The 21,755-nt window shown below is 34.2% G+C and carries 20 protein-coding genes and 1 tRNA gene; 17 read left to right on the top strand and 4 right to left on the bottom strand.

Annotated features, from left to right (window positions below; all coding sequences use genetic code 11):
- The first annotated feature begins 158 nt into the window (after nucleotides 1–158).
- The 10 genes from nhaC (at nucleotide 159) to ribB (ending at nucleotide 9,946) form a co-directional block, all read left to right on the top strand.
- Nucleotides 159–1,652, top strand: coding sequence for a Na+/H+ antiporter NhaC (nhaC, locus tag BM383_RS17090; RefSeq protein WP_093026365.1), 1,494 nt, complete (start codon nucleotides 159–161; stop codon nucleotides 1,650–1,652).
- 191 nt (nucleotides 1,653–1,843) lie between these two features.
- Nucleotides 1,844–2,482 (top strand): peroxiredoxin, encoded by a 639-nt coding sequence (locus tag BM383_RS17085; protein WP_093026364.1) that lies wholly within the window; start codon nucleotides 1,844–1,846, stop codon nucleotides 2,480–2,482.
- Nucleotides 2,483–2,510: 28 nt separating this feature from the next.
- Nucleotides 2,511–2,822 carry a thioredoxin family protein gene (locus BM383_RS17080; protein WP_093026363.1) on the top strand — a complete coding sequence of 104 codons (312 nt, stop codon included), beginning with the start codon at nucleotides 2,511–2,513 and terminating at the stop codon, nucleotides 2,820–2,822.
- Nucleotides 2,803–3,063, top strand: coding sequence for a DUF6952 family protein (locus BM383_RS17075; protein ID WP_093026362.1), 261 nt, complete (start codon nucleotides 2,803–2,805; stop codon nucleotides 3,061–3,063). The genes BM383_RS17080 and BM383_RS17075 overlap by 20 nt, the downstream gene beginning before the upstream one ends.
- Nucleotides 3,064–3,182: 119 nt before the next feature.
- The gene (gene tpx / locus BM383_RS17070; protein WP_093026361.1) at nucleotides 3,183–3,677 is read left to right on the top strand and encodes a thiol peroxidase; all 495 of its coding nucleotides are present in this window, start codon (nucleotides 3,183–3,185) and stop codon (nucleotides 3,675–3,677) included.
- A gap of 8 nt (nucleotides 3,678–3,685) precedes the next feature.
- Nucleotides 3,686–4,045, top strand: coding sequence for a diacylglycerol kinase (locus tag BM383_RS17065; protein WP_093026360.1), 360 nt, complete (start codon nucleotides 3,686–3,688; stop codon nucleotides 4,043–4,045).
- A 58-nt stretch (nucleotides 4,046–4,103) separates the two neighbouring features.
- Nucleotides 4,104–6,650 carry a DNA translocase FtsK gene (locus BM383_RS17060; RefSeq protein WP_093026359.1) on the top strand — a complete coding sequence of 849 codons (2,547 nt, stop codon included), beginning with the start codon at nucleotides 4,104–4,106 and terminating at the stop codon, nucleotides 6,648–6,650.
- A 10-nt stretch (nucleotides 6,651–6,660) separates the two neighbouring features.
- A complete protein-coding gene (locus BM383_RS17055; RefSeq protein ID WP_093026384.1) occupies nucleotides 6,661–7,308 on the top strand; it encodes an outer membrane lipoprotein periplasmic chaperone LolA1 in 648 nt (215 codons plus the stop codon).
- 31 nt (nucleotides 7,309–7,339) lie between these two features.
- Nucleotides 7,340–8,794 (top strand): LptF/LptG family permease, encoded by a 1,455-nt coding sequence (locus tag BM383_RS17050; RefSeq protein WP_093026358.1) that lies wholly within the window; start codon nucleotides 7,340–7,342, stop codon nucleotides 8,792–8,794.
- A 12-nt stretch (nucleotides 8,795–8,806) separates the two neighbouring features.
- A complete protein-coding gene (gene ribB / locus BM383_RS17045; RefSeq protein ID WP_093026357.1) occupies nucleotides 8,807–9,946 on the top strand; it encodes a 3,4-dihydroxy-2-butanone-4-phosphate synthase in 1,140 nt (379 codons plus the stop codon).
- Nucleotides 9,947–9,997: 51 nt separating this feature from the next.
- On the opposite strand, the gene BM383_RS17040 is transcribed toward ribB, so the two are convergent.
- Both BM383_RS17040 and BM383_RS17035 read right to left on the bottom strand, forming a co-directional pair.
- Complete coding sequence (locus tag BM383_RS17040) at nucleotides 9,998–10,627, bottom strand: NAD(P)H-dependent oxidoreductase (RefSeq protein ID WP_093026383.1); 630 nt, start codon at nucleotides 10,625–10,627, stop codon at nucleotides 9,998–10,000.
- A gap of 49 nt (nucleotides 10,628–10,676) precedes the next feature.
- Nucleotides 10,677–11,480, bottom strand: coding sequence for a helix-turn-helix domain-containing protein (locus tag BM383_RS17035; RefSeq protein ID WP_093026356.1), 804 nt, complete (start codon nucleotides 11,478–11,480; stop codon nucleotides 10,677–10,679).
- Between the two features lie 184 nt (nucleotides 11,481–11,664).
- Between BM383_RS17035 and BM383_RS17030 the strand changes: the two genes are divergently transcribed.
- The 4 genes from BM383_RS17030 to BM383_RS17015 all read left to right on the top strand — a co-directional run bounded on the left by BM383_RS17030 (nucleotide 11,665) and on the right by BM383_RS17015 (nucleotide 16,187).
- The gene (locus BM383_RS17030) at nucleotides 11,665–13,179 is read left to right on the top strand and encodes a succinate CoA transferase (RefSeq protein ID WP_093026355.1); all 1,515 of its coding nucleotides are present in this window, start codon (nucleotides 11,665–11,667) and stop codon (nucleotides 13,177–13,179) included.
- Nucleotides 13,180–13,309: 130 nt separating this feature from the next.
- Nucleotides 13,310–13,394: transfer RNA gene (locus tag BM383_RS17025), tRNA-Ser, on the top strand.
- Between the two features lie 260 nt (nucleotides 13,395–13,654).
- Nucleotides 13,655–13,981 (top strand): hypothetical protein, encoded by a 327-nt coding sequence (locus BM383_RS17020; RefSeq protein ID WP_093026354.1) that lies wholly within the window; start codon nucleotides 13,655–13,657, stop codon nucleotides 13,979–13,981.
- 40 nt (nucleotides 13,982–14,021) lie between these two features.
- Complete coding sequence (locus BM383_RS17015; RefSeq protein ID WP_093026353.1) at nucleotides 14,022–16,187, top strand: TonB-dependent receptor; 2,166 nt, start codon at nucleotides 14,022–14,024, stop codon at nucleotides 16,185–16,187.
- Nucleotides 16,188–16,388: 201 nt separating this feature from the next.
- On the opposite strand, the gene BM383_RS17010 is transcribed toward BM383_RS17015, so the two are convergent.
- Nucleotides 16,389–16,973 carry an HD domain-containing protein gene (locus BM383_RS17010; RefSeq protein WP_093026352.1) on the bottom strand — a complete coding sequence of 195 codons (585 nt, stop codon included), beginning with the start codon at nucleotides 16,971–16,973 and terminating at the stop codon, nucleotides 16,389–16,391.
- 63 nt (nucleotides 16,974–17,036) lie between these two features.
- Nucleotides 17,037–17,495, bottom strand: coding sequence for a hypothetical protein (locus BM383_RS17005; protein ID WP_093026351.1), 459 nt, complete (start codon nucleotides 17,493–17,495; stop codon nucleotides 17,037–17,039).
- A gap of 176 nt (nucleotides 17,496–17,671) precedes the next feature.
- On the opposite strand from BM383_RS17005, the gene BM383_RS17000 reads away from it, so the two are divergent.
- Genes BM383_RS17000 through BM383_RS16990 form a run of 3 tightly spaced genes read left to right on the top strand, consistent with a single transcriptional unit; the run spans nucleotide 17,672 to nucleotide 21,630 of the window.
- Nucleotides 17,672–18,193, top strand: coding sequence for an RNA polymerase sigma factor (locus BM383_RS17000; RefSeq protein WP_093026350.1), 522 nt, complete (start codon nucleotides 17,672–17,674; stop codon nucleotides 18,191–18,193).
- Nucleotides 18,194–18,203: 10 nt separating this feature from the next.
- Complete coding sequence (locus tag BM383_RS16995; protein ID WP_093026349.1) at nucleotides 18,204–19,100, top strand: FecR family protein; 897 nt, start codon at nucleotides 18,204–18,206, stop codon at nucleotides 19,098–19,100.
- A gap of 25 nt (nucleotides 19,101–19,125) precedes the next feature.
- Nucleotides 19,126–21,630, top strand: a complete 2,505-nt coding sequence (locus tag BM383_RS16990; RefSeq protein ID WP_177229156.1) for a TonB-dependent receptor — start codon at nucleotides 19,126–19,128, stop codon at nucleotides 21,628–21,630.
- Nucleotides 21,631–21,755: the final 125 nt, after the last annotated feature.

Below are 21,755 nucleotides of genomic sequence, written 5' to 3'. Positions count from 1 at the left end.
CGACAAAGTACTATTAACGGTTCTTTTATAAAATGTGAAATTTAGATTTATATACTCATCATTATTCTGAATATTTATTAGATAACTCAGTCTATTTGCAGAAGTCTTTACTTTATTGTAACATTACGGTTTGATTATTAAAACAACCTTAACAACCAATGGAAAGCCAAGAAATAAAACCACAAAACCCTGAAGAAGAACCGATTATTACTAATAAAAAATTAAGTATTGAGGCTTCTTTAATTCCTATCATTGCTTTGGTTGGTATGTTGGCTTTTAATGTTTTAGGCGTTTTTGGTGATGATGCTTTAAGTGGATCTAACCAGTTTATATTATTGCTTGGAGCGGCAGTTGCTGCTATAGTTGGGTTCGCAAACAACGTTTCGTACGATGCCATGATGGAAGAGGTTGCCCAAAATTTCAAATCTACTGCTAGTGCTATTCTCATCTTACTTTTTGTAGGTGCCCTATCAGGAACTTGGCTCATTAGTGGTATTATACCTTCTATGATCTATTATGGTTTAGATATTTTGAACCCTACCATATTTTTACCTGCTTCTGTAGTTATTTGTGCCATCATTTCTGTTGCTACAGGAAGTAGTTGGACCACTTCTGCAACAGTAGGTATTGCACTTGTCGGAATTGGAAATGCTTTAGGTATTTCACCAGGGATGACTGCCGGTGCTGTTATTTCTGGAGCCTATTTTGGTGATAAATTATCTCCTCTAAGCGATACTACCAATTTGGCTCCTGCCATGGCCGGTACCGACTTGTTTACGCATATTAGATATATGCTAATCACTACAGTACCTAGTTTAGTAATTACATTAATACTATTTATTATTATAGGGCTTACGCTAGATACTTCTGGAACACCGGATGTACATGAGATTAAAGATGCAATTAGCCATTCTTTTAATACCTCGCCATGGTTATTTTTAGTTCCTGCTATTGTCATTTTTATGATTGTTAGAAAAACACAACCACTTATAGCTTTATTAATAGGTACACTTTTAGGTGGCATTTTTGCCTTAATTTTTCAGCCAGATATTGTTGCGCAAGTAGCTGGAGTTGAAGCATTAGATTTTAAGAATGCATATAAAGGCATCATAAATGCGATTACTGTAGATGTTGCAATTGAAACTGAAAACACAAAACTTAATGATCTTTTTTCTTCTGGTGGAATGAACGGAATGCTGGGAACCATTTGGTTGATTCTTTGTGCTATGACCTTTGGTGGAATTATGGAAGCGATTGGCGCATTGTCTAGAATTACCGAAGCCTTACTAAAGCTCTTCAACTCTGTTTTCGGATTATTTGCCAGTACTGTTGCCAGTTGTTTGGCATTGAATGTAACCGCATCAGACCAGTATTTAGCAATTGTTGTACCCGGTAAAATGTTTGCAAAAGCCTATAAAGATAAAGGTCTCGCTCCTGAAAACTTGAGTAGAACATTAGAAGATGCTGGAACAGTAACCTCAGTTTTAGTTCCATGGAATACTTGCGGAGCTTATCAATCTAAGGTATTATTAGGGCAAGCCGGTTTAACCAGTTATATTCCCTATGCTTTCTTCAATATCTTAAGTCCGTTTATGACATTACTATTTGCTGCTTTGTCAATCAAGATTAAAATGATTAAAGATAAAGAGTAAACTCCATTCATTTTAAGAATATAACAAATACTAGCATTATATTTTACGAATTACCTGAATATTTAGCTTAAATATTTATTCGATTGTCGGTGTTTATAACTTCATAAGAAATAGTAATTATAATCTATTCTTACACTAGCAGTAATGCCTACTTTTGCAGTGTACTTAATTAATTATATAAAAAGAAACTTATGACACTAGTAGGTAAAAATTTCCCAAATTTATCAGTAGACGCTATGAACGAAATGGGCGATACTTTTAAATTAAATGTTTTAGAAGAAGCTAAAAAAAACAATAAAAAAGTTCTATTATTCTGGTATCCAAAAGATTTCACTTTTGTTTGTCCTACTGAGTTACATGCTTTCCAAGAAGCCCTTCCTGAGTTCGAAAAAAGAAACACTATTGTAATTGGTGCTTCTTGTGATACTCCAGAAGTTCACTTTGCATGGTTAAACACTTCTAAAGATAACGGTGGAATCGAAGGTGTTACTTATCCAATTTTAGCGGATAGCAACAGAAACTTAGCAAATACTTTGGGTATTTTAGATATTCAAAAAGAAACTTTCAACGAAGAAACTAACACGTACATTGTAGAAGGTGACAACGTTACTTACCGCGCTACTTACTTAATTGATGAAGAAGGTAAAGTATTTCACGAAGGTGTGAATGATATGCCACTTGGTAGAAACGTAAAAGAATTTATGAGAATGATTGATGCTTATGCTCACGTTCAAACTCATGGAGAAGTTTGTCCAGCTAACTGGGAAGAAGGTAAAGAGGCTATGAAAGCAGATAGAGACGGTGTTGCTTCTTACCTAAGCGCAAACTAAGAAAGTTTAATACAAAAAATAAAACGTTATGATTCAAGAATTAAGTCAAGATAACTTATCAGACATTGTAGCGGAAAATGATACAGTAATTGTACAATATTCTGCAACATGGTGTGGTAACTGCCGTATAATGAAACCAAAGTTCAAAAAATTGTCGAACGACGTTGAAGCAACTTTTGTTATCGCAGATGCTGAAAAGTTTCCAGAATCTAGAAAATTGGCTACCGTAGATAATTTACCAACTTTTGCTACTTTTAAAGGAGGAAAATTTGTGAACCAAGTTCAGACAAACAAGTTTGAAAACTTAAAAGAATTAGTAGATGAAGTTACCAGTAATTAAACATTTAACTCAGTTCATTGAAGAGAACGACGAAGATTATATCAACGAAACGCTTGAAGTTTTAGAAGCGCTTTGTGAAGTGTCCTCTCTTAAAGATGAAGAATTAGATGTCATCGGAGAGTTAATTTCTAACATGTACGGTGCATTAGAAGTTGACAAAATGATCAAAAATGATAAAATGTCACAAAAAGAAGCTCTTAACACTTTCATGAAACGTGTTTTAGGTTCTATCGACAAATAAAATAACCATCATTCATTTGATATTATCAAAGTCCTCTGTTTTCAGAGGACTTTTTTTATGGTTTATTTAAACTTAGTTTATGATTAAAATTTTACATTTGAAAAAACTAATAAACAATTATGGCTACAATTACATTTAAAGGAAGCGACGTAAACACAAAAGGAAGTTTACCTACTGTTGGTGAAAAAGCACCAGAATTTACATTAACTTCTACAGACTTAAGCTCAAAAACTTTAGCTGATTTTGCTGGAAGCAAATTAGTCCTTAATATTTTTCCAAGTGTAGACACAGGAGTTTGCGCAGCATCTGTAAGAAAATTTAATGAAGAAGCTTCTACATTAGAAAACACCAAAGTATTATGTATTTCTAAAGATCTTCCATTTGCTTTCAATCGTTTTTGTGGCGCGGAAGGTTTAGAAGACGTAATCTCATTATCAGATTTCAAAGGAGGTTTCAGTGCTTATGAAACAGAATTCACAGATGGTCCATTAGCTGGTTTATTATCTCGTGCTGTTGTAGTTCTTGATGAAGAAGGAAAAGTTCTTTACACAGAGCAAGTAGCGGAAACTACAGAAGAGCCAAATTACGAAGAAGCTATTGCTGCTTTAAAATAATTTGCTTCATGATCGATTTTATTACTAAAAGAATTAAAAGCGTAAAATATGCCTTCAAAGGCGCGTACCTTTTAGTAACCACAGAAGCAAGTGTAAAAGTTCAGGCATTTATTGCCATTGTTATGACCATTGCAGGTTTTGCTTTTGATATTTCCAGAATAGAATGGATTATTCAAATATTCACCATTGCATTGATCATGAGTATTGAAGGTCTCAATACTGCAGTAGAGAAAATTGCCGACTTTATACATCCAGAGCATCATCAAAAAATCGGTTTTATAAAAGATATTGCAGCAGGCGCCGTATTCATTACGGCAATTGCTGCTATCATCATCGGATGCTTCATTTATCTTCCAAAATTTTTCTAGCAGATAAACGTTAGTTTATTTGTATTTTTGCTCTCTTATTAAACCCCGAAAATATCTAATGGCTAAAACAAAAAGTAAAAAAACAACCACTACATCTAAATTCAAAATACCGGCTTTAGCCCTTAGCAGACCCTATAAAATCATTGTAGGAAGTTTGTTAATGCTATTTAGTGTTGCGTTGTTTATTTCTTTTATCTCCTATTTTTTCACTTGGAAACAAGATCAAAGCGAAATAGAACAGTTTGCCAATAGAGCTGCTCAAACTCAAAATTTATTGAAAAAATTTGGAGCTTCGGTAAGTGATTTTTTTATTTATGACGGCTTTGGTATCGCGGCTTTTATTTTTGCTTATTTATTCTTTGTCACTGGTTTAGCACTGTTTTTCAATTCTAATAAAAAAGCAATCGGAAGTAAATGGCTTTGGGGAGTTCTTTCCGCCACATGGTTAGCCATTCTATTCGGATTTTTTATTGAAAAAGCACCTCTTTTAGGTGGAACTATTGGTTTTGAAATGAATAGCTTTCTACAAGATTATGTTGGTAAAATCGGAGTTATTCTCATACTAGTTTTTGGTTTGATTTTTTATTTAACCATTAAAGTTAGACTCACTCCAGAACAGTTTGTAGATTTTTATATCAAAAAACGTGATGCTTACAAAGAAGCCGCAGCTTTAAAGAAACAATCTGCTGATGAATCACTTGAAAATGATCAAGATGATTTGCAATCAAATGACGAAACAACTGTTGCAACTTCCAATTTGGAAGAAATTCATACGGAATCAGAAGAAGAACCCACATTTAAGAAATCTTCTTTTGAAATGGCAATAGAAAATTCTACTCCTACCATAAAAAATCATTCTACAATCTCAAAAGATGATGATGTTGCTATTGAAAACTCTTTTGAAGTAAAAGTTGCCGAAGAGGAAGCATCAACCGAAACTTCAGCCATAGAATTGGATAAAGGAAGTAACCTACCTCCTACTCCTCCAAAAGAAGAGAAAGAAGATACAGATCTTGAAATGGAGGTTGAAACTACTGAGGAAGAAGAAGTAACTGATAATCTTGCTGATAAAATAGTAAAAGACTTTGGTGAATTTGACCCAACTTTAGATTTAAGTAATTACAAGTTTCCTATTTTAGAGCTTCTTGCCGAACATGGAAAAGGAAGTAGTATTACTATAAATCAAGAAGAGTTAGAAGAAAACAAAAATACCATTGTAAATACCCTTAAGAATTATAAGATTGAAATAGCACAGATAAAAGCTACTATTGGTCCAACGGTTACTTTGTATGAGATTGTACCGGAAGCTGGTATCAGAATTTCAAAAATTAAAAATTTGGAGGACGATATCGCGCTTTCACTTGCTGCATTGGGTATTCGTATTATTGCGCCAATTCCAGGAAAAGGAACTATTGGTATTGAAGTTCCTAACAAAAATCCATCAATGGTTTCCATGCGCTCGGTAATAGCTGCTCAGCGTTTTCAAACTGCTGAAATGGAATTGCCTATTGCTTTTGGTAAAAACATTAGCAACGAGACTTTTGTAGTGGACCTTGCAAAAATGCCTCACTTATTGATGGCCGGTGCAACTGGTCAAGGTAAATCTGTTGGTTTAAATGCTATTCTTACGTCTTTACTTTACAAAAAACATCCTGCGGAAGTTAAGTTTGTTTTAGTAGATCCTAAAAAAGTAGAACTTACGCTTTTCAATAAAATAGAACGTCATTTCTTGGCAAAATTACCAGATTCTGAAGAAGCTATTATTACAGATAACACTAAGGTAATCAATACACTAAATTCGCTTTGTATAGAAATGGATAACCGTTATGAGTTATTGAAAAATGCAATGGTTCGTAATATCAAAGAATATAACGCCAAGTTTAAGTCACGCAAACTAAACCCGAATGACGGACACAAGTTTTTACCTTACATTGTTTTAGTTGTTGATGAGTTCGCAGATTTAATTATGACTGCAGGTAAAGAAGTAGAAACTCCTATCGCGCGTTTGGCTCAGTTAGCCCGTGCAATTGGTATTCACTTAATTATTGCAACGCAAAGACCTTCGGTTAACGTAATTACCGGTATTATCAAAGCCAACTTCCCTGCCAGAGTGGCATTTCGAGTGACTTCAAAAATTGACTCCAGAACCATTTTAGATTCACCAGGTGCAGATCAATTAATTGGTAAAGGAGATATGCTTTATACCCAAGGAAATGCATTAACGCGTTTACAATGTGCTTTTGTAGATACTCCAGAAGTAGAAAAAATCACCGAATTTATTGGTTCACAACGTGCTTATCCAGAAGCGCATTTACTACCAGAATATGTTGGTGAAGATGAGGGTTCATCTCCATTGGACGTGGACATTGCAGATCGTGATAAATTGTTTAAGGATGCAGCGGAAGTCATCGTTACTGCACAACAGGGTTCGGCATCATTATTGCAAAGAAAGTTGAAACTTGGATATAACCGTGCCGGTCGATTGATAGATCAATTAGAAGCTGCCGGAATTGTTGGCCCTTTTGAAGGAAGCAAAGCCCGACAAGTTTTGGTACCAGATTTACTTGCATTAGAGCAGTTACTAGAAAATGAAAAAAATAATTAAAACAAAAAATATGAAGAAGATTGCATTAGCAATAGTGTTAATATGTATAGGAATGGGAGTTGCGAATGCTCAAAGTTCTCAAAAAGCAAAATCACTTTTAGACGAAGTTTACAACAAGGTAAAAAGTTATAATAATATCTATATTGACTTCAAATATGAATTAGATAACAAGGCAGAAGGTATACATCAAGAAACCAAAGGAAATGTTACTTTGGATGGTGACAAGTACGTTTTCAATTACCTTGGAGCTACAAAAATCTTTGATGGTAGTAAAATTTATACCATTATTCCAGATAACGAAGAAGTAACTATTGAAAGCAAAAATGCAGAAGATGAAGGTACAATTACACCTTCAAAAATGCTTACGTTTTACAAAGACGGTTACAATTATGCATGGAAAGAATCCAAAACAATCAAAGGAAGATCTATTCAATTGATTGAACTCACTCCTATTTCCTCTTCCGCAGAAGTGAAAAGTCTTTTATTGGGTATTGATACACAAACAAAACATATTTATAATCTAGTTGAAAATGGAGCCAATGGAACTTCTACAACTATTACAGTGATGAATATGAAAACAAATCAAACACTACCAAAAGGAACATTTGCTTTTGATAGAGATAAATATCAAAAACAAGGATACTACATTATAGACTAAAAAAGTTTATTAGCCGCACCAATTTTTGGGTATGAAAATTTTAGACAAATATATTTTAAAGAAGTTTTTACAGAACTTCTTTGGCGCATATATCATTTTAACCATCATCTTTATTTTTCAGTTTATCTGGATGTTTATTGATGATCTTGCCGGAAAAGGACTTGATCTGGGAATTATTTTAAAATTTCTTATTTACAATATTCCTGGACTTACACCTTTAGTTTTACCACTTACGGTATTGCTGGCTTCTATTTTAACCTTTGGTACATTTGCTGAAAACTATGAATTTGCGGCTATGAAATCTACAGGGTTCTCATTAATTAGAGCAATGAGACCTCTCATATTTTTCATGATCATTCTTAGCATTGTTACTTTTTTTATAAATAACAATCTAATTCCGGCTGCCGAACTTACTACTTTCAATCTTCGAAATAATATTAAGAAAGCTAAACCAGCGTTAGCCATTACAGAAGGTGCGTTTAATGACTTGGATATGTACAACATGAAAGTCGATGATAAATATGGCGAAAATGATCGATTTCTAAAAAATGTTGTAATTCATAAAAATTCCAAAGACAATAAGAATTATACAGTTATCAAGGCCAAAGATGGTGAACTGCTTAGTAGTGAAGAATCAAATATTTTGCAACTTATTTTAAAGGATGGATACTATTACGAGGATATTAAAAGTAACAATCCTAAAAAACGTGAAAATTATCCTTTTGCAAAAGCATACTTTGATACCTACACCATAAATGTTGACGTTTCCGGCTTTAATAATGAAGATTTAGATGAAGTAAAGATTGATAATACTTTTAAAATGATGAATGTTACAGAACTTCATCAAGCTGTAGATTCTATTGAAGATGGTTATAAAAACAACATGAATCAATTTGGTGAAAATCTTTTGAAAAGGTCGGGTTTTCAAGATATCAATACTAATATCATCAATAAAATTGATACTACTAAAGTTCAAGATTTTAGTAAAATAAATAGCTTAATTGCACTTGTAGATCCTGTTAAAAGAAAACAAGTTATTGATATAGCTTTGAACAGTACTTCGAACAAAATCAACACTTTAAACGGAAAAAAAGGAGATTATGCAATCCGAAAAAAAATGTTGAACAAACATATTATTACCTTTAATAATAAGTTTTCCCTTTCCGTAGCTTGTATGGTATTGTTCTTTGTTGGTGCGCCCTTAGGAGCTATAATTAGAAAAGGTGGTTTAGGTTTGCCTATCATCATTTCAATGATCATATTCTTGGCCTATCACTTTTTGGGAATGTTTACCGATAATTTTTCAGAAGATGGCTCTATTAGTCCGGCACTTGCTAGTTGGATTCCTACTTTGGTTATGCTCCCCATAGGAATTTATTTTACGGATAGAGCTTCCAAAGACCGTCCTATTGCAGATTGGTACAAGTACTACTCACCTTTCACAAGACTTTTTAAGAAAATCTTTAAAGCTTTGAACTCATTATAATACCTTTGTATTATGAAAACACTAGATAAACAAATACAATTGAACACCATTGAAGAAGCTATAGCAGACATCAGAAATGGTAAAATGGTGATTGTTGTAGATGATGAAGATCGTGAAAATGAAGGAGATTTTTTAGCTGCGGCTGAAACCATCACTCCCGAAATGATAAATTTTATGGCTACGCATGGACGTGGTCTTATTTGTGCTCCTTTAACCGAAAGCAGGTGTAAAGAACTTGGCTTGCATTCTATGGTAGTAAATAATACAGATCATATGGAAACTGCTTTTACAGTTTCTGTTGATTTAAGAGGTTATGGTGTTACCACAGGTATTTCAGCTGGAGATCGAGCAAAAACGGTCCAAGCACTTATAAATCCCGCTATAAAACCACATGAACTAGCAAGACCTGGACATATTTTTCCTTTAATTGCAAAAGAGGGCGGCGTTTTAAGAAGAACAGGACATACAGAAGCCGCTATTGATTTGGCTAGATTAGCTGGTTTTCAACCTGCCGGAGTAATTTGTGAAATCATGAACGAAAATGGTTCCATGGCTCGTTTACCTGAATTAGCAACCGTAGCAGAAAAATTTGATATTAAACTTATTTCTATTGAAGACTTGGTTGCTTACAGAATGCAACACGATAGTTTAATTGAAAAGAAAGAAGATTTCGATATTCAAACCAGATTTGGAGCGTTTAGATTAAGAGCTTATCAGCAAACTACCAACAATCAAATTCACATAGCGCTTACCAAAGGTAGTTGGAGCAACGGAGATGAAATTCTAACAAGAATTAATTCTACCATGGTGAACAATGATCTCTTAGGGACACTTACCAATAATGCCGATAAAAAATTAGACAATATGTTCAACGTTATAAATAAGGAAGGACGTGGTGCTATAATTTTTATCAATCAAAACAATCAAAGCAAAAGCATGTTAAGTCGTCTTTCAGAATTGAAAAAGCTACAAGCGGAGGGTGAAATGAAAGCACCTAAAGTTATGATGGACGATAAAGACTTTGGAATAGGAGCGCAAATTTTACACGATTTAGATATTTCAAAAATTAAATTAATATCTAATAGTCAACCAAAAGAACGTGTAGGTATTTCCGGTTACGGGCTGGACATTGTAGATTATCAAGCATACTAAATCATAGATTCGAAAAGAATAAAAAAGCTTACCAAATGGTAAGCTTTTTTGTTATAATTCTATTACGGTATCTTCAACATTTCTTCGCACCTTTTTAAAACCGGCAAACATATCATCAACCGCTCTGTAGCCTATTGGCATAATTAAAACTGACTTCAATTTTTTGTTTGATAACTGAAGTAATTCATCAAACTTTTGAGCATCAAATCCTTCCATTGGGCACGCGTCTATTCCTTCTACAGCACAAACCGTTAGTAAATTTCCCATGGCTAAGTATGCCTGTTTTGTAGACCATTGATGTATTTCTTCTATTGTTTTCTTACCAAAATCATTCACTAAAAAATCCTTATACGGATTTAATATTTCATCTGGAGTATCTCTAATACTTTTGACAAGTTTGAAATAATCATGAATAAATTCTGAAGTCACTTCCTCTAAAATTGCAAAAACCAGTACATGAGAAGCATCTCCCACTTGCTGTTGGTTAAATGCATTTTCCTGAAGTTTTGCTTTCAATTTTTCATCTTTTACAACAATCATGGTAACCGGTTGTAAACCGTATGAAGTTGCCGTTAAATTGAAGGCGTGTTTTAAAATCTCTATCTTGTCTTGAGGAATTTCTGTTCCTTTATCAAATTTTTTGGTAGCATAACGCCACTGCAGTTTCTCTATAATATTCATCTTCAACTTTTCTTTGGGCTTCAAAAGCATTACAAAATTACAACTCTTTTCAGGAATTATAAATTTCCGTGGATTTCCGGTATTCAGACGGACGTTTATCCATAATCTTAGTGAATGTATTACTAAACGTTGGAACGCTGTTATACCCCACCAAACCGGCAATTTCTGCAATGGTATAATTGGTTTCCAGAAGGTATTCCAACGATTTAAAAATCCTCAGCAACGTATAATATCTAATAAAAGACATTGAAACATCCTTCTTGAACAAACGATATAACGATTTCTCAGACATGTTAAATTTTGCCGCCAATCTTGTAATCTGCTGTTCTTCTTCAAGATGTTTGACCATATAATTGATGACACGCACCAAACGTTCCTCTGTTGCTTGCGGCAAGTTTAATAACAATGGCTGTGACGTGGTGGATTCTACCAAAACTTTTAATGCGTTTACTACCGCATATTTTTTGAATTCTTTTTTAAGAATATTGCCTTTCCAATTCTTTGTGTACATCAATAATTCTAAGAGAAGATTGTTTGTAGGATAAATTCCTTCTTTATAAAAAAAAGTTCCATCGGTATTTTTAAGAGGAAAATATAAATTACGCATGACCACTTTTGGCGAACTAGGATAAATAGCATGCTTAGTATTTGGTGGAATATACATAAAATGTCTTGCGGGCAAATAATGAGTAGCACTCGGCGTATGTACAAACACAACTCCGCCTTCGGTATACAAAAATTGTCCTTTTTGATGACTATGCCACTCTATAAATTGTTCTCCCATGAGATCATGATAACAATAGAAACTTTGTGGAATATGATCAACATCGGTAAGATAGTATTTTGAACTCATTACTTCATATTTTCAATAAACACCTAAATATGAACTAAATTAATACTTTAATGTCTTTTTTTAATAAAAAGACGATTATATACTTTGGTAACTTGCTATATCAAATTATGAAGTAAAAAATAGATCCAAGATATTTTTAATGATTTGATCAAAATAATTCCCAATTAACGCTAAAACCAAAAATATGAAAGACCAAAAACGAATACGTTATAGTAAGTATATAGATAAAATTACAACCGCGGAAATGGCCGCTACATTCATTCAACCTAAAGATGTTCTGGGTGTTAGTGGTTTTACCAAAGCTGGAGATAGTAAAACAGTTTTGCCTTGCGTTGCACAAAGAGGTTATAAAGAAAATCTGCAATTAACTGTGATAAGCGGAGCTTCGTTGGGTTACGATACTGATGCCGATTTAGCGAAAAGTGGAGCATTGTTAAAACGTTTACCTTTTCAGGCAGATCCTACATTACGAAAAAGTATAGATACGCATCAACTATTTTATGTAGATCAACATTTGGGACAAACTGCTGAAATACTTCAAAATTTACAAACGAAAATTGATGTAGCAATTATTGAGGCAGTAGCAATCACCAAAGAAGGCTATATTGTTCCAACCACTTCGGTAGGAAACTCAGCCACATTTACAGAAATGGCCGAAAAAATAATCATAGAAATCAATACTAGTTTCCCGGAAAATTTAGAAGGAATTCATGATATCAAACTTCAAAAACCACAACCCAATAGAGAAATCATTCCTATTACTCAGTCTTCAGATAGAATTGGTACGCCTTATATCAAAATAGATCCACATAAAGTAGCAGCCATCGTTTTTACAAAAGTTCCGGATGCTCCTGCACGCATTGCATCGCCAGATGCCAACACACAAGCTATAGCTAAGCATATTTTAAACTTTCTAGAAAATGAAGTAGCACTGGGTAGGCTCACTCCTTCTCTATTACCACTTCAAGCAGGAATTGGAAAAACAGCCAACGCCATTCTTTCTGGCTTTGTACATAGTAATTTTGAAAACCTCACCATGTATTCGGAAGTTTTGCAGGATAGTACATTTGAATTATTTGACGCTGGAAAATTGAAATTTGCCTCCGCCTCTTCCATTACGGTTTCCGAAGAATGTTTTGAAAAAGTTTTTACCAATTTTGAGAAATATAAAGATAAATTGGTACTAAGACCACAAAACATAAGTAATTCACCAGAGGTTATTAGAAGACTTGGGATCATTGGAATCAATACCGCTATTGAATTTGATATCTATGGAAATGTAAATTCCACTCATATTACCGGAACCAAAATGATGAATGGAATTGGGGGTTCGGGTGATTTTGCACGAAATGGCTATTTAAGTGTTTTTGTATGCCCGTCCATCTCAAAGAATGATACAATTTCACATATTGTTCCCATGGTTTCCCATACAGATCATACAGAACACGACGTGGACGTTTTGGTAACTGAGCAGGGTTTGGCCGATTTAAGAGGTTTGGCTCCTAGAGAACGTGCCAAATTGATTATAGAGAACTGCGCTCACCCTATTTATAAATCAGAATTAAAAACATATTTTGAAAGAGCCTCAAAATTTGGAGGTCAAACTCCACATCTTTTAGAAGAAGCCTTGAGCTGGCATCAGCGATTAAAATTACATGGAACCATGAAAAAAGTAAAGCAACAGGTAGCATCTCATTAAAAATATTAAAAAAAATAAATTGTAAATATTTTGTTATCAAATGATTACAAATTACTTCAAAAAAAATCTATTATTTTCTTTAAAAAAGTGTTTCAGGAACAAAAAATGTTTCTATATTTGCAACCGCAAAGGAGAAATGGCAGAGTGGTCGAATGCGGCAGTCTTGAAAACTGTTGAGGGTCACACCTCCGGGGGTTCGAATCCCTCTTTCTCCGCAGAGTGAGACTCACCTTATTTAAAAACCCAGTAAAACACTTGATTTTACTGGGTTTTTTAGTTTCTATCATTTTATTTAATATCAAATAAAACCAAATTATCACAACTAAAAAGGGACTGATTCGATAACTGTCGAATTTACAACCTACTGCCTCCCATACACTCCAAAACATGAAAAACTGTAGACTACCCTCTTTCTTCTGAATTCAAAATCATTCTCTTTTTAAAAATACTAGAATATAATTACCTTTGGAGCCAAATGAAGTATTGGATTCTCTACATAGCTATAATTACATTATTTGCTGCTACCGTTCCGTGTTGTAGCCTTGCAGACCTTTGTAGTGAAAATATTTCTCAAAGAGACCATACAAATCAAGATGATCATAATACGTGTAGTAACTGTTCTCCTTTTTTTGCCTGTGGTAGCTGTTCGGGCTGTGTACTGCCATCCGAGACCATTAAAAATGAAATTACTGTAACGCTTCCAGTTGAAAGAAAGAAAATTACACATTTCAAAACCATTACTCCCTTTCGTATTTTAAAGTGTATGTGGAAACCTCCACGCCATAATTCTATCCATACATAGGTTAACCACACATTTTTTATTCACTTTAAAATCAACTCATATGAAATTATTTTATGGGCTACTCTTGCTATGCTTTTATAGTCAAGTATCCCTTGCTCAACATAGTTTTCAGGTAATTGTAAAAGATCAAAATACTCAAGCCCCATTGATAGGGGTTTCGGTCCTAATTCCTGAATTACAACTAGGAGGCGCTACCAATTACAATGGTAAAGCAAGCATTACCAATATTCCGGAAGGAACCTATACACTAAAAATTCAATATCTTGGATATCAAACGCAAAGCTTTCGACAAGTGATTCCTACTGTTCAAACTACTCCTTTAACCATTTATCTAAAAGAAAATGAAGAAAAAATGGAAGAAGTTATTGTAACCTCTACCAGAAGTAGCCGAACTATTGAAGACATTCCTACCCGGGTTGAAGTGATTGCGGGAGAAGAACTGGCCGAAAAAGGAAATATGAAACCCGGCAATATTCGCATGCTTTTAAATGAAAGTACCGGAATTCAAACGCAGCAAACTTCGGCCACCAGTTTCAATTCGGGTATTCGTATTCAAGGACTCGATGGAAAATACACCCAATTGTTAAGAGACGGATTGCCTTTGTATTCGGGCTATTCCGGCGGATTAAGTTTAATGCAAATTGCCCCGCTAGATCTAAAACAGGTAGAAGTAATCAAAGGAGCTTCTTCTACTTTATACGGTGGCGGCGCCATTGCCGGTTTGGTAAACCTGATTAGTAAAACACCCGAGGGAAAACGCAGTCTGGATTTTATGGCTAACGGAACCTCTGCGTTAGGATTAGACTTAAGCGGATTTTACAGTGAAAAATTCGGAACCATTGGTACCACCGTTTTTGCATCGTACAACAAAGGTACAGCCTATGATCCGGCGGATATTAACCTAACCGCTATTCCTGAATTTGACCGATTTACCCTAAACCCGAAATTTTTTGTGTATCTCAATGATTTAGAAATGAATGTAGGATTCAACTATGTTACCGAAGATCGTTTGGGCGGAAATATGGCTTATATTGAAGGCGATGCCAACAGCGGTTATTTTGAAAACAATACTACCGACCGACTTTCTACGCAATTGAATGCTGCCTACACGCTTTCAGAACAAAGCAGTTTGCAACTAAAAAACAGCATTAGCTTTTTTGACAGAACGATTACCATTCCTGACTATGCCTTTTCCGGAAATCAGGTTTCTTCGTTTTCAGAAATCAATTACCACCGAAAAACAGAAAGTACCGATTGGATTTTTGGTTTAAATTTATGGACAGAAGATTTTACACATGAACCTTTTCAGAATGAAGAAAATCTCAGTTTTCAAAATACAACGGTAGGTGCTTTTGCTCAAAACACCTGGAATATGGCTGAAAAATGGACCTTAGAAACCGGACTTAGGACCGATTATCAATCGGATTACGGATGGTTTGTGCTTCCTAAATTTTCCCTTTTGTACGAACCTACAGAATTATTAACGCTAAGAACCGGCGGAGGTTTGGGTTACAAAACGCCTAGTATTTTTACAGAAGACAGCGAACGTTTACAATTTCAGCATATACAACCCATCGCTATCAATGATACCAAAGCCGAAGAATCTTTAGGTGCTAATATGGACATCAATTACAAATGGCCATTAAAAAGTACACTCGGAGTCACCACCAACCTTATGTTATTTTACACGCGTATTGATGATCCGTTAATGCTTACACCTGCCAACAACAATACCTACGAATTTACGCAACCCAACGGCTATTTGCATACTCAGGGAATTGAGGCTAATATGAAATTGAAATACCAAAACTGGAAACTATTTGTGGGCTATACCTATGCCGATGTAGATCAGCATTACAACAATACCAGAACACCTTATACATTGGTTTCTAAACACCGTCTCAACAATGTTTTGATGTATGAAAAGCACGAAAACTTTTGGATTGGTTTAGAAGGCTATTATTACAGTCCGCAAAAATTAAGTGATGGTGCTACCGGAAAAAGTTATTGGATTGTAGGTATTATGACTGAAAAACAATTTGGCGATCATTTCTCTATTTTTCTAAATTTTGAAAACTTCACAGATACACGTCAAACCCGTTTTGATACCATTTACACAGGTTCTATAGATAATCCGCAATTTAGAGACATCTACGCTCCGGTTGATGGTTTTGTAATCAATGGAGGATTTAAAATAAAACTATAAAGTAAAAGTCGGACTGTAAAATACGGTCTGACTTTTATCACTATTCTATCACTTTTTATCAACTCAATGAATTTATCCGAGTAAAACCTAAATAAGTTCAAATAGAAATTGATTCTTGTTTAGAATTTAATGCTTTAGTTTAATAAGCAAGCTATTTATCTAGTGTCTTAGCTATACATTTTCAACTTCAAAATCACTTGATTATTCTCTAGTTTTTCTCTTTAGTTTGCAATAGTTGTAATTCTTGATTTTAGTTATTTTTGACTTACAATAATCGGTATGAAAAACATGTTCCTCTAAGAATTTGATAGATTTTTCAATCTTTGACAACACCGGCTTTTTTGTTCTCAATTCAAGTTCTCTCCATACATTTTCATCACAATTTGTAAATTCAGTTGTCCCTACATGATAGGTATCAGCATCGGCTATTATTTTCTGTAATAACGTTTTGGGTACAGCTCCTGGCTTGGTTACCATAATACACTCTTCTATTGCCTTTATGGTTACCTGTGCTATCTCTTTGTTTTCAAAGTAAGATTTCATAATTGCTACACTTTTTTCTTCGTGTAAAGTGGTTTCTCCAAACAAATGTCCACAATCATGAAACCAGGCAGCGGTACTCACTATAAACTGATCTTGCTGATCCAAACCATAAAACATAGCCATTTCTTGCACCCTTTTTACAACTTGTTGGGTATGCTTAAGATTATGATAAACCAATTCAGTATACGCTTTGGTAGTATAAAGTTGCTCAACGTATGTTTTAATAGCTTGTAATTCTCTCATAACTAAAACATTAAAAATACAGACACTTCAATACTTAAAGTGCCTGTATGATAATCACACGATTTAGTTTTTTTCAAAAGTTAAATAATCTGAAGGCTCATCATCTTCTATATCACCTACTTCAATGGTAGTATCTGTAATACTTAAAATATCCCAATCGTCATTAAGATCTCTAAAGCTTACCGGAGAAGAAAAATATATGTTTAAATCTATATTGGTATCTGGTGGTGTATCATAGTCGTCATCGGCGACTACAGACCACGAACCTTCGTAGACTTGATTATTTCCATCAACTGCTACCATATTTCCTTCATTAAAAGTAAAATTATAGCCTTCAAAATTGATGGTTTTGTTGACTCCGTCTTCTTCAAAATTGGTTATTCTCCAAGTACCAGACATCAAAGCTGTTGAAGCAGGCGTGGTATCTATATCTAATGGAGTATCATCATCATCATTTTCACAGGAAGTAGTAATTAATACACTTGTTGCTAGCATAGAAATGGTTAAAATTTTTCGAATCATAATTTTTTTAATTAGTTAAACAATTTTTACTGCAAAGCATATGGCCTATTTGTGTTAGCTTATCTTTGCTTCTATTATAACAACCTTTCACTTTTGGTTTACCCTACCGTTTTTTTATTTTTTTTTGAGTAGGGTTTTTCAAAGTTTGAAGGTTGTATGTATATAAGATTGCATGTATGTCTAAAAAAAATATGTATCAAACCTGTAATGAACATCATTTTTCGTTCATCTTTAAAACATATGAAAAAAGCCTTCGGAATTTTCTTTACTACAAATTTGGTGATGAAGATCAAGCATTTGATACAGCTCAAGAAGCTTTTATAACACTATGGAAACATTGCAGTGATGTACCTTGGGAAAAAGCAAAAGGATATTTATTCACTGTTGCTTACAAAAAAGCATTAAAAGTAGTTGCCCATAAAAAGGTAGTGCTTCAATATGCTGAAAAAGTTGAACCTAATCTATCTACCAATGAAAGTCCAGAGTTTTTGATAGAAGAAGCACAATTTAAACAAAAATTACTCAACGCTATTGATGCCTTAAAACCTCATCAAAAAGAGGCGTTTTTAATGCATCGCATAGATAAAATAAAATATAGAGAAATAGCAGAAGCCTTAGATATAAGTGTTAAAGCTGTAGAAAAAAGAATACACCAAGCCATGCTAAACTTAAAAAAGCATATTGAACATCTCCATTAAACAGTATACTATGAAAGATGAAAATTATTTAGCAAAACTGTTAACAGATGAATTAACAGCTACTGAAAAAAATAAGATCCCACCTGAAGATCTACAGATTTTTGAGGCAATAAAAAAACATTCGGCCGAATTGGAGACTCCCTTAAACAAGGATGTTTCAAAAATGCTGGCTACCGTATTGCATTCGCCGAAAAAGAAAAAGAGATATCGTATGAGCATATTTCAATATGCATCTATAGCAGCTGCTGTTCTCATTTGTATTTCGTTAGGAATTTTTCTAAACAATCCTAAAACCACCTATTATGCTCAAAGAGGAACAGCTAAAAAAGTTGCATTGCCAGATGGCTCCGAGGTTCAACTCAATGCAGATTCACAAATTAGCTATAACACCAAAAATTGGAGCAAAGAACGCACCATTCAATTGGAAGGCGAAGCCTATTTTAAAGTAAAAAAAGGAAGCTCATTTCGTGTGGAAACCCAAAAGGGTACAGTAACTGTTTTAGGTACGCAATTCAATGTTAAAGATAGAGCTACATCACTTCTGGTAACCTGCTATGAAGGACGTGTACAAGTTTCCAATAACAATACATCTGTTATTTTAACACCAGGAAATTCCATTACTCTAACGAAAAACGAATGGATTGAAAACAAAACCTTCGTAAACCAACCAGAATGGACGCAACAACAAATTCGTTTTGAAAAAACACAGTTGCATGAAGTAATTGCAGAATTAGAACGAAAATATAACATTACCATACAAACAAATGGTTCTGTAAATAATAGTAAATACTATACAGGAACTATCCCTGCTAATGATTTAACTATTGCATTGTCCGTTATAGAACAGTCGTTTAAGGTTAGGTTTGAACAACAGAACCAAAATAGCTATACATTAAAAGAACACTAAATTGTCTCCAAAAATATTTCGCTTTTTGATCCTACATTTGTTTAGTTTTATTTCCTGGTCACAATCAGGAAACAACACTATTTCTTTAGCAGATGCACTTCATAGTATAGAGGCTAAAACTGCTATAAAATTCAACTATATTGAACAGGAAATTCAGCATATCACTCTTTCTTATATTCCCAATGGAGCTATTACACATATTATTGATGATTTAGAAAAACAAACTCAGTTGGTCTTTACAAAAGTGAGCGATCATTACTATGTAATTCAAACAAAAAAAGAGATAGTGAATGCTTCTTGTTTCCTTGTTTTAGATAGCTTACACAAACAGCCCTTAGCAAATGTGCAGATCTATTTTAAAGAGAGTCTTTCCACTATATTCACAGATCAAACAGGTAGGTTTTGCATACCAAATATGACCAAAGATGAGCTTGTTTTGTCATTATTAGGCTATCAAGATCTTACTCTTTCTGTACAAACACTACTTAAAAAACCAGCTACCGAAATTCTAATGCAACCAAAACTCTTAGAGCTTGAAGAAGTGGAAGTGGTACAACTGTTAACGCGGGGTATTCAACAACAACGCAATGGGAGCTATAAAGTGCATTCCAAAAATACAGGATTACTTCCAGGATTAACAGAACCCGATGTATTGCAAACCTTACAGCAATTGCCTGGAGCTATCAGTTTAGACGAAACCATCTCCAACATTAGTTTACGTGGCGGAACCAACGACCAAAATCTTATTTTATGGAATGGAATTCGCATGTATCAATCTGGTCATTTTTTTGGACTCATTTCAGCTTTTAATCCAAATTTATCTCAATCCATTACCGTCTTTAAAAATGCTACTCCGGCACAATACGGGCAATCAGTTAGCGGCACAGTTTTGATTGACACTCATTTAGAAAATAACCTAGCTAATGAAAACTCCATTGGAGTTAATTTGTTAAATGTAGACTTTAATACTTCTTTCAATACCTCTAAAAATACTATTTGGCAATTTAGTGGTAGAAGATCTACTACAAACTTCTATCAATCACCTACCTACAAAAGTTATTTGAAAAGAATTTTTCAGAACACTACGATTACCAACTTATTTCTGGATGAAACAGTAGCTTATCAAAGTACAGAAGATTTTTATTTTTATGATCTCACTGCACAAGTACATCAAAAAATTGGCAACACTTCATCTTTACAAATTAACAGTATTTTCATAGGAAATGATCTTGATGTAAATCAAACAATTACTGAAAACACTACACAAACTACAGAAAACAGCACGCTGAAACAGCATACACTTGCTGCCAATATGACTTTTTCAAAGCAATGGAATACAAAACTTGCCACCTCATTAACCGGGCATTTCAATACCTATCAAATTCAATCACACAATTTATTTATAGAAAATGTGCGTGAGTTAGCACAAGAAAGTACTGTTGAAGACAAAGGTTTTATTTTACAAAACACCTACAAACAAAATAGCAACGTCACGTACACCGTTGGTTATGAACTCTCTGATATTACTATGAATAACTTGAATAAAGACAACACCATGGTATTGAATAATGAGCGCCAAAACCTTACTACACATTCACTTTTCTCCCAAGCTACCGCCCAATTACAAAAACTCTACTTTACAGCAGGATTACGCCAAAGCTATTACAGCTCGTTAAAGCGCTATTATCTAGAGCCCAGATTCTTAGTTCGATACACTCCAAATACAAATATTTCTGTAGCATTACAAGGAGAAATGAAGAGTCAAGCCACTCACCAAGTCACACAACAAGAGGAAGATTTTTTGGGATTGGAAAAAAAACGATGGACATTGGCAAATGAAACCGATTTACCTGTTAGTTATAGCCATCAAATATCTACGAGTATACGTTTTACAAATAACCATTGGCTTCTTACAGCAGAACCATTCTTTAAAAATGTACAACACATTAACAGCAAAGCACAAGGCTTTAACAATCAATATGAGTTTGAAAATGCTTTGGGTATGTACACTGTCTATGGCATAGAATTTTTGGCTCAAAAACAGTGGAATACCATAACAGCTTGGATAAATTACCAATACAATCATAATAAGTATTCCTTTAAAGACTTACACCATACTTCATTTACGAGCAATCAAGAGGTGCCACATGCACTACGAAGTGGTTTTATTTATGATGACAAACAATGGCAATTTGGTATTGGAGCTACCTATACTTCGGGCAGGTACTATACGCAGCCTGCCTCTAGAGTACCTGTTTACGATGCAAATCAAAACTTAGTAATTTCCTATGAAAATGTAAATACAAGTCAATTGAATAACTACCTACAGTTCAACTCTTCTGCTAGTTTCACTCATTCCTTATCAAAACGATTAACCATAAAACTTGGAGTTTCTTGTCTAAATCTATTTAACTCCTCAGAAACGATTCATAAAAATTACCGTATCAATTCTCAAAACTCTACTATCCAAGAAATTAATGTTAGCGCATTAGAACGTACGTTCAATGGGTTTATTAGACTCTATTTTTAATTTTTCAAGCGTCCTTTTATAGTAGCGACAAATACTAAAACTTCACCTGTGCCTAAATTCGCATCAAACTTCCTTTTTGAGGATTTTTTGATTTAAATTTTCTAAGGCTAGTACTTAAAAACATT

It is taken from the genome of Pustulibacterium marinum (genome assembly GCF_900116665.1).
Lineage (GTDB): Bacteria > Bacteroidota > Bacteroidia > Flavobacteriales > Flavobacteriaceae > Pustulibacterium > Pustulibacterium marinum.
Note: the sequence above shows the minus strand (reverse complement) of the source record. Positions and strands in the feature narration are given on the sequence as shown.

Bases quoted from the DNA above. Each gene is read 5' to 3' on its own strand.
- BM383_RS17005 (WP_093026351.1), bottom strand. From the start codon at position 17,495: ATGATTCGAAAAATTTTAACCATTTCTATGCTAGCAACAAGTGTATTA.
- BM383_RS17055 (WP_093026384.1), top strand. From the start codon at position 6,661: ATGAAGAAGATTGCATTAGCAATAGTGTTAATATGTATAGGAATGGGA.
- BM383_RS17010 (WP_093026352.1), bottom strand. From the start codon at position 16,973: ATGAGAGAATTACAAGCTATTAAAACATACGTTGAGCAACTTTATACT.
- BM383_RS17075 (WP_093026362.1), top strand. From the start codon at position 2,803: ATGAAGTTACCAGTAATTAAACATTTAACTCAGTTCATTGAAGAGAAC.
- BM383_RS17020 (WP_093026354.1), top strand. From the start codon at position 13,655: ATGAAGTATTGGATTCTCTACATAGCTATAATTACATTATTTGCTGCT.
- BM383_RS17080 (WP_093026363.1), top strand. From the start codon at position 2,511: ATGATTCAAGAATTAAGTCAAGATAACTTATCAGACATTGTAGCGGAA.
- BM383_RS17085 (WP_093026364.1), top strand. From the start codon at position 1,844: ATGACACTAGTAGGTAAAAATTTCCCAAATTTATCAGTAGACGCTATG.
- BM383_RS16995 (WP_093026349.1), top strand. From the start codon at position 18,204: ATGAAAGATGAAAATTATTTAGCAAAACTGTTAACAGATGAATTAACA.
- BM383_RS17060 (WP_093026359.1), top strand. From the start codon at position 4,104: ATGGCTAAAACAAAAAGTAAAAAAACAACCACTACATCTAAATTCAAA.
- ribB (WP_093026357.1), top strand. From the start codon at position 8,807: ATGAAAACACTAGATAAACAAATACAATTGAACACCATTGAAGAAGCT.
- BM383_RS17040 (WP_093026383.1), bottom strand. From the start codon at position 10,627: ATGAATATTATAGAGAAACTGCAGTGGCGTTATGCTACCAAAAAATTT.
- tpx (WP_093026361.1), top strand. From the start codon at position 3,183: ATGGCTACAATTACATTTAAAGGAAGCGACGTAAACACAAAAGGAAGT.
- BM383_RS17035 (WP_093026356.1), bottom strand. From the start codon at position 11,480: ATGAGTTCAAAATACTATCTTACCGATGTTGATCATATTCCACAAAGT.
- BM383_RS17030 (WP_093026355.1), top strand. From the start codon at position 11,665: ATGAAAGACCAAAAACGAATACGTTATAGTAAGTATATAGATAAAATT.
- BM383_RS17015 (WP_093026353.1), top strand. From the start codon at position 14,022: ATGAAATTATTTTATGGGCTACTCTTGCTATGCTTTTATAGTCAAGTA.
- BM383_RS17065 (WP_093026360.1), top strand. From the start codon at position 3,686: ATGATCGATTTTATTACTAAAAGAATTAAAAGCGTAAAATATGCCTTC.
- BM383_RS17050 (WP_093026358.1), top strand. From the start codon at position 7,340: ATGAAAATTTTAGACAAATATATTTTAAAGAAGTTTTTACAGAACTTC.
- BM383_RS17000 (WP_093026350.1), top strand. From the start codon at position 17,672: ATGTCTAAAAAAAATATGTATCAAACCTGTAATGAACATCATTTTTCG.
- nhaC (WP_093026365.1), top strand. From the start codon at position 159: ATGGAAAGCCAAGAAATAAAACCACAAAACCCTGAAGAAGAACCGATT.